At 62.3% G+C, this 531-nt stretch carries 1 protein-coding gene; it reads left to right on the forward strand.

Annotation, left to right across the window (positions count from 1 at the left end; genetic code table 11):
* The coding region (locus CXQ94_RS24105; RefSeq protein ID WP_146070431.1) for a DUF481 domain-containing protein at nucleotides 1-531 on the forward strand (531 nt) is incomplete at both ends.

The following is a 531-nucleotide window of genomic DNA, read 5'->3' on the forward strand; positions in this document are numbered from 1 at the left end:
AGGGCAATGTCGACGTGGCGATGGACTACAAGCGTGCCGAGACCGATACCGACGACTACGACGTCTCCTTCGACACCAAGGCGCGTCACGGCCTGTGGCGGCACAATGGCACCGGCAACTACAACCGCGAGTACCGCGACGGCGTGACGGTCACCGACAACTGGGATGCCGAGTACGCGCTGGACCGCCTCCTCGACGAGCACTGGTTCTGGCAGGGGCGCCTGAGCTACAAGCACGACCAGATCGAAGACGTCCGCCGCCAGCGCACCATCGGTACCGGTCCGGGTTATCAGTTCTGGGATAACGAGCTGGGCGCCTTCTCCCTGGCCGGCCTGATCAACCGCAGCGACTACGAGTTCGCCGACGGCGACAAGGAGAACTTCTACCTGGCGGCGATGAAGTGGGACTACAACCGCTACCTGGTGGGCAAGACCTTCGAACTGTTCAGTACTGGCGAGCTCGGCAAGCCGCTGGAAAATGTCGCCGACTATGCTCTGGATGCCGAGGTTGGCCTGCGTTACAAAGTCACCG

The sequence above is a fragment of the Arthrobacter sp. GMC3 genome, assembly GCF_002929305.1.
In the GTDB taxonomy this organism is placed as follows: Bacteria; Actinomycetota; Actinomycetes; order Actinomycetales; family Micrococcaceae; genus Specibacter.